Source organism: Planctomycetia bacterium, assembly GCA_021413845.1.
GTDB lineage: Bacteria > Planctomycetota > Planctomycetia > Pirellulales > PNKZ01 > PNKZ01.
In genome coordinates, this window is record JAIOPP010000004.1 from 20,575 (window position 1) to 29,088 (window position 8,514).

Annotated in this window: 6 protein-coding genes and 1 pseudogene; 2 read left to right on the forward strand and 5 right to left on the reverse strand. The window is 60.5% G+C overall.

What is annotated here, in order from left to right:
- Positions 1 to 791: 791 nt before the first annotated feature.
- The 3 genes and pseudogenes from K8U03_00420 to K8U03_00430 all read right to left on the reverse strand — a co-directional run bounded on the left by K8U03_00420 (position 792) and on the right by K8U03_00430 (position 4,513).
- Positions 792 to 1,895, reverse strand: coding sequence for an alkaline phosphatase family protein (locus K8U03_00420; GenBank protein ID MCE9603348.1), 1,104 nt, complete (start codon positions 1,893 to 1,895; stop codon positions 792 to 794).
- Positions 1,896 to 2,099: 204 nt separating this feature from the next.
- Positions 2,100 to 3,905: pseudogene (locus K8U03_00425) on the reverse strand (chloride channel protein).
- A 383-nt stretch (positions 3,906 to 4,288) separates the two neighbouring features.
- On the reverse strand, positions 4,289 to 4,513 hold the full coding sequence (locus K8U03_00430) for an ATP-binding protein (GenBank protein ID MCE9603349.1): 225 nt from the start codon (positions 4,511 to 4,513) through the stop codon (positions 4,289 to 4,291).
- 126 nt (positions 4,514 to 4,639) lie between these two features.
- On the opposite strand from K8U03_00430, the gene K8U03_00435 reads away from it, so the two are divergent.
- Both K8U03_00435 and K8U03_00440 read left to right on the forward strand, forming a co-directional pair.
- Positions 4,640 to 5,005, forward strand: a complete 366-nt coding sequence (locus K8U03_00435; GenBank protein MCE9603350.1) for a hypothetical protein — start codon at positions 4,640 to 4,642, stop codon at positions 5,003 to 5,005.
- A 54-nt stretch (positions 5,006 to 5,059) separates the two neighbouring features.
- The gene (locus K8U03_00440) at positions 5,060 to 5,182 is read left to right on the forward strand and encodes a transposase (GenBank protein ID MCE9603351.1); all 123 of its coding nucleotides are present in this window, start codon (positions 5,060 to 5,062) and stop codon (positions 5,180 to 5,182) included.
- 333 nt (positions 5,183 to 5,515) lie between these two features.
- Here the strand turns inward: K8U03_00440 and K8U03_00445 are convergent, their stop codons facing one another.
- Both K8U03_00445 and K8U03_00450 read right to left on the reverse strand, forming a co-directional pair.
- On the reverse strand, positions 5,516 to 6,874 hold the full coding sequence (locus K8U03_00445) for a DUF1501 domain-containing protein (protein ID MCE9603352.1): 1,359 nt from the start codon (positions 6,872 to 6,874) through the stop codon (positions 5,516 to 5,518).
- Between the two features lie 57 nt (positions 6,875 to 6,931).
- Positions 6,932 to 8,296, reverse strand: a complete 1,365-nt coding sequence (locus tag K8U03_00450) for a DUF1501 domain-containing protein (protein ID MCE9603353.1) — start codon at positions 8,294 to 8,296, stop codon at positions 6,932 to 6,934.
- Between the last annotated feature and the right edge of the window lie 218 nt (positions 8,297 to 8,514).

Here is an 8,514-nt window from a genome sequence, read left to right on the forward strand (position 1 = left end):
GGCAGGCGTCGTCCGGCTCCAACGTCGAACGCCGCGCATTCTAACAATTGCGCCCGGAGCCGAACACGCGAGTTGCCGCAGAGCGGGTGACCAGACGGTCAGCGAGCCTTATGCAACTTGCTAATGATCCCAAGCTCGGTGAAAGCAATCGCGGGACTTTTGACCGGCGGCCGAAACAAGCTCGGGCGGCCACGGCTCCGTAATCTTTCGGTGCCTGCGTCAGATGACTAAGATTCTTCCAGTTCAAAGAAGATCCTATGCTCGAACTGAATGTCATATTCGCCAAGAAGGTCGGCGAACTACGGCTCGTATGGGGCTACCGTCAACCTGGAGCTCGTACTCGGCTCGTCTCTCGTCGGCGAACTCGCGACTAACTCAGCTATTGGCCGTCACGACGTACCAGGATGGCCCACTTCAGGTACTACTTTCGCTACGTCACCGGACTAGCGGAGCGAATGATGTCGTCGAGTCCGGTATTCGGAGCGCCATACATCGGGCCGTTGAGTACCACTTCAACGAGTTATTTGCCGGCAACAAGCTGCCGTCATCGGAGGTACTCCTCGGTGAATATGCGCGACACTGGCGGGAGACCGATTCAGCAACGGTTCGATTCGGTAAAGGCGAAAAATTCGATGGCCTTGGCGAATTCGCGGGACGCGTGATCGTAGCGCTCCAAACAAGTTCGCTCACGCCCAGAGGCGGTTACTCGTCCGTGCCTCATCTACTTAAATCGAACAGAGATCAACTAAGGGGTATCGAATTCGGCGATCTCTTATGTCTATAGTCGGTCCTTACTTAATGGGAGGCAAGGCTTTCTGAATGACCGGCCCCGATCGCGGAACGACGCCGTGGTAGTCTTCGCCCAGTAAGGCGGCGACAGTTGCTGCGATCTGACTCTGGGTCACGCGGTCGCAGTTCGTTCGTTCTCCCAAGTCGGGCGTGTCCGGACCGAGAAACGCCATCCACATGTCTTCGGCACCTTGAATCTTCTGGCCGTGATTCTTCCAGTCCGTCAGACCCGTGCCTCGACCGTGATCCGTCGTAATGATGAACGTGGTCTTGTCGCGATACTGTTCCATCGACTGCATCGTTTCCCAAAGCCGCTGAATATAGCGATCGGCCGCGTTGGCTGAAGTCAGCAGATGATCGTAGCGACCGGCATGTCCCCAATGGTCCGTTTCGAGAAACCCCACGAACAGCACTCTGGGTTGGTATCGCAGCAGATGCTCGCGAACTGCCTGATACAGAATTGAATCGACGACTTCCGCGGCGTTGATTCGGGTCGTGTCGGCGATCAGGTCGTTGAGAAGTTGCTGCCTCGGGTTAGGATCGGACTCAGGAAGATTCTCCCAGCCGCCCATTACGGGAAAGGCGCAGCGCTCCCGGTTGAATATGTACGGCGTCACGTCCCAAGCACTGTAGGCGGCCACTTTGCCGCCGAACCCGGGCTTGCGGTGAAGCCATTCCAAGACCGTGATGTTTTGGTTCGGCTTCTTGGCGTTGCTATCGATCAGTGGATCGGCGTAGCCGGTCAGAATCTCGTTGTAGCCGGGGTAGGAGAACTTCATCGTGTTTGTGATCTGCGATGAACTTCCTTTCGTCAGGTTGCCGTAGAGTTGCCCTTCGCGAGCGATCTTGCTCCAGAAGAACGGGAGCAAAGCCGAGCGGCGATCTTCCGGCGTCTCGCGCCAGAATTTCTCTTCGATGGCCTTTACGTCTGCGACGCCGCCATGTTGTTTGTTGATCAGCGCCTTCTCCGCGCCGGTGAAGACTTCCTGCCAACGAAGACCGTCGATGGTAATGAGGACGATGTTCCGCGTCTTTAGGTCCGCTGCGCCGACGTCGGTTGCAGCGAAAAGCAACAGAGCACAGAGAACGCCACACACTCTTATGATTCGATGTTTGACATCCGACACGCTATGTCTCCCTGCAGGCGTTCGAGCGTTTTGCGATATACGTTTAAGTCAGGTCAATGTACCCGCCCACTATTGCGAACGCGACGGATAAGACCGCAATGTCTTGTGCGTTGCCTGGCCGATCGGCACGCGGTAGGTGCCGGGCATCACTCGCAGTAAGTGTTCACTCTGCGCGCGATGCCGCTAATGCCTGATCGCGACCGCTTTCTTCGGCACCCAATGATCGCGAGGATGGATCGACTGGCCGTCGCGCAGCCGGCGTTCGTACACCGAGAGAATGTCGCTCCTTGTGACGATTCCGACGATATGTTTCGGGTTCTTCCGATCCACGACCGGCAGCCGGCCGATGTCGTGGCGGACCATATGATCCGCGGCGTCGCGAGCCGTCGAAGTGTCGTACACGTAGACCGGCGGACGGCGAATGAGGACGCGAATCGCCGTCGATCCGCTTTCTTCGGCGCCGAGCAAATTGCGCCGCGTGAGCACTCCCAGCAAGATGCCCTGCTCGTCGATGACGGGATAGCCCTGATGCCGACTGCCTTGCGGATCGGAATCGAGCCAGAGTCTCACTTCGGCCAACGTTCGATCGGCCGGCAGCGTGACGACCTCGGACGTCGCGATTTCGCCGACGTGGACCTGATCGAGATAGTCGGCCGTATATTCGACCGGTGCCCGAATTCCACGTCGTGCGATCTTCTCCGTCATGATCGAATTCACGGATAACAGCGACGCGAACAAATATGACATACTGCAGCCGCCTAAGATCGGAAGTAGCCCGAGCGGTTGAAGCGTCGTCTCGAAGGCGAAGACCGCCGAAGCCAAGAGCGCTCGCGACGCTCCGGCGAAGAGGGACGCCATGCCGACCAAATCCGCGACGCGTGGATCGATGCCGGCGGCCGGAAGGGCCCATGCCGCCATCTGACCGACGGCGAAACCGAGCCCTGCGCCGAGCGTGAACAACGGCGCGAGCGTCCCGCCGGAAGTGCCGCTACCCAGTGAGATCGACCAACTGACGAACTTCATCGCGACCAAGAAGAGCGCCGACCCGACGACGAACTTACCGGCCAACGCGTCGGTGACGTTATCGTATCCGACGCCGAGCGTGCGCGGCGCGTAATAGCCGGCCCCGCCGATCGCCAACGCGCCAACCAGCGGCCACCACATCCAATGGATCGGCAGGTGTTCGAAGGCGTCTTCGATGCCGTACGTGACCCGAATTACGGCCGCTGCGACGATCCCCATCAGCCCGCCGACGAGCACGTAGGTCAGCAGTGCGATCGCCGTCGGCGTGCCGATATTCGGCATCGGAAAGACCGGCTCGGGAACTTCGATCAATAGTCGCAAGCCGCTGGCCGTCACGGAGGCGAGCACGACCGGAATCAGGGAACGGGGACGAAACTCGAATAACAACAACTCGATCGCCAACAGCACGGCTGAGACCGGAGTGCCGAACGTGGCCGCCATGCCCGCCGCCAAGAGAGTCTTGCGCTCACCGGCGGTTGTGTGCGTCAGTTGCCCGAGCAGCGAGCCGATCGCACTGCCGGTGGCGATGATCGGTCCTTCCGAACCGAACGGCCCGCCGGTGCCGATCGAGATGGCCGCCGACAGCGGCTTCAACTAAGTCATTCGCGCTGGGATGCGGCTTTCATTCGTCAGCACTTGCTCCATCGCTTCGGGGATGCCGTGTCCTCGAATCGCCGGCGAGCCGAAGCGGGCCATGAGCCCGACGATGAACGCTCCGATCAAAGGAGGCAATAAGACCCACGCACCGAGATCGTTCCCGGCCGGAGAAGTACTCTCGAGCGAAAGGCGATGGTAAAACGAGTGGTTGGTGATGAGTGCGATGAGCTGCGTGAGCACTTGCGCGGCGGCTGCGACTGCGAAGCCGAGTCCGACGGTCCAACAACAAAGCTCCAACATCCTCAGATCGATGAGGGGTCGACTCGGTGGAGCGAAACCAACTTCTTCGACAGTATCTGCAATCGACATCCGGATACTCCTGCAATCACCGCCACGACTGAGTGGGATCGATCGACTCGAAGTCTACGTTGGATTGAATTCTGCGACTTTTACATTTCGGCAAGCGTGGTCCGTTAAGCGCGCGAAGTGCGACAAATTGACACCTTAATCGGAGGCAGTCGAGTGCCGGCCTGTGGCGCTTTCCGTACGCTTCTCGCCGTAACAATGGCCTGGACGTTTGCTTCCGCCGAGCTTCCGGATCTCGCTTCCGGCAGGAACGCGTCATGAGCCGAGATCTACGAAGTCCAGTCATGTGAAGACGATTATCGCGCAGCGGACGAGGGTGCGCGCTAGGTCGAGAGCTTGCGGACAAAGATTGAACTTATCAAGGTCGGCGGTTGGCTCAAAGTCTTTTACGCATCCGCCGGGTGGCTTTGCCGCCGTCGCGCATCGCGGAGGCGGTAGCTTTCGCCCTTGGCTTCCCGGATGTGGCAGCGGTGCGTGAGCAAATTCAGCGCCGCGCCGGTCGGCCGTTCGCTGCCGAGCACCTCGGTCCAGAGTTCGAACGGCAAGTTCGTCGTGACGATCAAGCTCAGCCGCGGAGCAGCCACCGGTATCGAGGGCAGCCGCACGACGATGAATCCGCGCTGGTAAAGCGGATGCTGGAACGATTTTGAGAATGGGCCGCGGTTCGACTATCGCCGGATTGCGGCTTTGTTACGCGGGGAGAGTAGGAACGCGAGCCCCGGTCGGATTTATCGACTGTGACGCGGAAGGAAGGAGAGAAACTGCCGCAGCGGACGCGATTATGCCGAGCTTCCGGGACGAGTGACAACGCTTGTGATCGTCGTCGGGCCGAGCATCGCGACGACGTTTGGAGCTGGGGCTTCGTGCTCGATCGGACGACGAGCGGCCGGACGTTGAAGTGGCTCTTGATCCTCGTGGAGCACACGCGCGAGTGCTTGGCTTTGAAGGTCGATCGCGGGATCACCAGCGAAGACGTGATCGACGCGTTGCAGAACTGTTCGCGGCGCGGGGCATGCCGCAACGAATCCGTAGCGACAACGGCTCGGAGTTCGTCTCCCACACGATCGGAAGCCGGCTCACGCAAGTCGACATGGGGACGCTGACGCGCGCCGGGGAGTCCGTGGTAGAACGGCTACGCCGAGAGCTTCCGCAGTCGCCTGCGCGACGAGTTCTTGGCGTCGAAGAGTTTGGAGAATTTGCCGGCGGCTCGCAAGCGGTCGGCGGCGTGCAAAGACGATTACAACCATCACCGGCCTCACGGCTCTCGCTGGGGTCTGTGACCCCGGCCGAGTTCGCGGCCCGCTGTACCGCTTCCGCTCCGGCTGGACGCGGCCCAGCGGAATAACCGAAGCTTGATATCACCTGGCGCGGTAAATCCGAGCTGTTTTCGATATAGGTCATCAAACTATGACTGACAACGGGATTCGTTTAAGGGGGCAAGGCCACGGCGTCATATCGCGCGTAGTCACGAGTTCCCAACCAAGCAATGCCGGAAAGCAACGCGATTGCGACCGCCGGGAACGGAACGCGACGCGACCGGCTCGAACGCGGTGGTTGATAGAAGTGCAATTATGGTGCGCGCCGGGGGACTGCAATTCGTGAAGAGATCGCGATTAGATCAATTCGCGGATCGGCTTTGCCTCGCCGGCCACCAAGTATTGCGGCCGGCCGTGAAGATCGTTGATCGTCGTCGTGTTCACGTCGATCCCGAGGTTGTGGTAGAGGGTCGCGAAAACTTCGCCGAACGAAACCGGTCTACTCGCCGCCTCTCCGCCGAGGCGATCGGTCGAGCCGATGACTTGCCCGGTTCGCATTCCGCCGCCGGCAAGCATCGCACACGAAACATTCGGCCAGTGATCTCGGCCTCCTTTGGAGTTGATGGTCGGCGTGCGACCGAACTCTCCCCAGACGACGACCGACGTATCGCAGTCGAGCCCGCGCTCGCGCAGGTCTTCGAGCAGCGCACTGAGCCCTTGATCGAGCATCGGCATGTGGTGCCGTGAGTTTTCGAAGTTCGTTCCGTAGGGCATGCCGTGCCAATCCCACCGTCCGTAGGCCAAGGTCACGACACGCGCGCCCGCTTCGATCAAGCGGCGAGCCGATAGAAAGTATTCGTTGCAAAGCGGTCCGGCATCGCCGTAGCCGGCCGGTTCGCGCGAGCCGTAGCCGTAGCGGTCGCGCGTGCGTCGGTCTTCGCGCGACAGATCGAGCGCTTCGGCCAGCTTGCTCGACGTGAGAATGCCGAAAGCCTGGCGTTGGAAATCGTCGAGGCCCGACATTACCCCCGCGGCATCGGCATCGCGACGATAGCCGTCGAAGCGCTGGAGCAACTCTCGCCGATCACCGAGCCGATCGACCGTCACGCCGTTGAGCACCATGTCGGAAAGTCCGTCCCCTTCCGTGCGGAACGGCGAGTGGCCGACGCCGAGAAACCCCGGGCGTCCGGGATCGGCCCAACTCGTGTGTTTCATCGGAGGGACTAAGCTGACGAACGGCGGAACCGCCGGATCGACGGGCCCTCGCAGCTTCGAGATCGTCGAACCGAACGACGGCCAATTTCCTTGCGGTTGCTGAGCGCTCTTTTGTCCGGTCATGCATTGAAACGCCGCATGCCGCCCTTCGCTGCCGACGATCGAACGAACGATCGCCAACCGATCGGTCATGCGCGCGAGTTGCGGCAAGAGCTCGCAGATTTCGATGCCCGGCACGTTGGTCGCGATCGGCTTAAACTCGCCGCGAATTTCGATCGGAGCGTCCGGCTTGAGATCGACGAAGTCTTGGTGCGGTGGGCCGCCCGACAGAAAGACCATGATCACGGACTTCGTCGACGACCGCTTGCCCGAAGCCGCATCGGCGCGCAATAGCTGCGGCAACGCCAGCCCACCCATCGCAAGGCCGCCGACGCGCAGAAAGTCGCGCCGCTGCAGACCGTCGCAGAATCCGCCACGTGATTTTTTCGGAGAGTGGTGCATGTTCGGTTTCCTCACGGCCATCCGTGGTTTACGCGAAATTCATAATTCGTTACGAGCTTAAATCAATTCACGCAAAGGCTCGGGATTTCCTTCGACGAGAAATTGCGGCCTGCCTTGCAAATCGGCGATGGTTGTCGTCTTTACGTCGATGCCGAGATTGTGATACAGCGTGGCGAACACTTCGCCGAACGTCACCGGGCGATCGACCGCTTCGCCTCCCAAGCGATCGGTAGCACCGATGACTTGGCCGGTTTTCATTCCACCGCCGGCCATAAGCGCGCAGGCGACCCGGGGCCAATGATCGCGGCCGACTTGCTTGCTGATGATCGGCGTACGTCCGAACTCCCCCCAGGCGATCACGGTCACATCGTCGGCCAAGCCCCGCTCGTGAAGGTCGTCGACCAAAGCGGAAACGGCTTGGTCGAACGGCGGAAAGTCTTCGGCTTCGCGATTGAAGATCGTGTCGTAGCTGCCGCCGTGCCAGTCCCATTTGCTGTAATTGACCGTCACGACGCGACAGCCCGCCTCTACCAAGCGCCGGGCCATGAGCAGGCTTTGCGGCACGCGCGGTGCGCCGTTGCCATCCATAAACTTCGTCGTATCGCCGGTGCCGTAACGCGCGACGATGCGCGGATCTTCTTTGGTGAGATCGAGCGCGTCGACCAATCGCGACGACGTCAGCACATCAATCGCTTGACTCGTAAACGCATCCATTCCGATCATCTTGCCGCCGGCATCGACGTCGCGACGAATCCGATCGAGGCTCGCCAGCAACGACCGTCGATCGTCGAGCCGATCGGAGGTGATTCCTTTGAGGATCATGTCGTCGCGACTTGCCGCCAATGGTTTCAGCGGCGATTGCGCAACTCCCAAGAACCCCGGGCCGGGCTCATTATAAGGACCATGCGTCGTGTCGTAGCAAAGGCTCAGAAACGGCGGCACGCCGCGCGTTTGTCGGCCTTGTTGATGCGCGACGATCGAACCGAACTGCGGCCAGCCCCCGGCCGGAGCTCCCCGACCGGGCTTCCGGCCGGTGAAGCATTGATGCGCATCGTGTCCGCTTTGCGCATCGACGATCGACCGAATCGGGACGAGCTTATCCATCCGCGCGGCCATCTTCGGAAACAACTCGCAGATCTCGATACCGGGCACATTCGTCGCAATCGGCCGATGAGGTCCGGCGATCTCGCGCGGGGCGTTCGGCTTAAGATCGAACATATCTTGGTGCGGCGGTCCGCCGACCAGATAGATCATGATCACCGCTTTGCGCGAGTTGCGAACGCCCGCCGAGGCTTCGGCCGCGAAGAGGTTCGCCAGCGACAATCCGCCGAGCCCGAGACCGCCGATCTTGAGGAAGTCGCGGCGCAAGACCCCATCGCACAGCGCACTGCGACGGTTCGCGGCATGGCGCAAAGTCAGCATCGTGTGGTTACTCCGAAGACTCCGCTCGGGAAGCAGAGGTTGGAAGGGCAGGGGGAGTGCGATGGTGGGAATTAGATCGAAGCGTTCCGATATGTTACGTGGTTTGCCGAATGATTGCTAGCGAGAGTTTTCACGAGGTACGAAAACGGCCGCACGACCGGCTCATTAAGGAGCGGTCGTGCGGCCGAAACGTGGTTTAGTTGTTTTCGGAAGGTTGG

Coding starts and splice junctions, on each gene's coding strand:
- K8U03_00445 (MCE9603352.1), bottom strand. CDS start 6,874: ATGCACCACTCTCCGAAAAAATCACGTGGCGGATTCTGCGACGGTCTG.
- K8U03_00450 (MCE9603353.1), bottom strand. CDS start 8,296: ATGCTGACTTTGCGCCATGCCGCGAACCGTCGCAGTGCGCTGTGCGAT.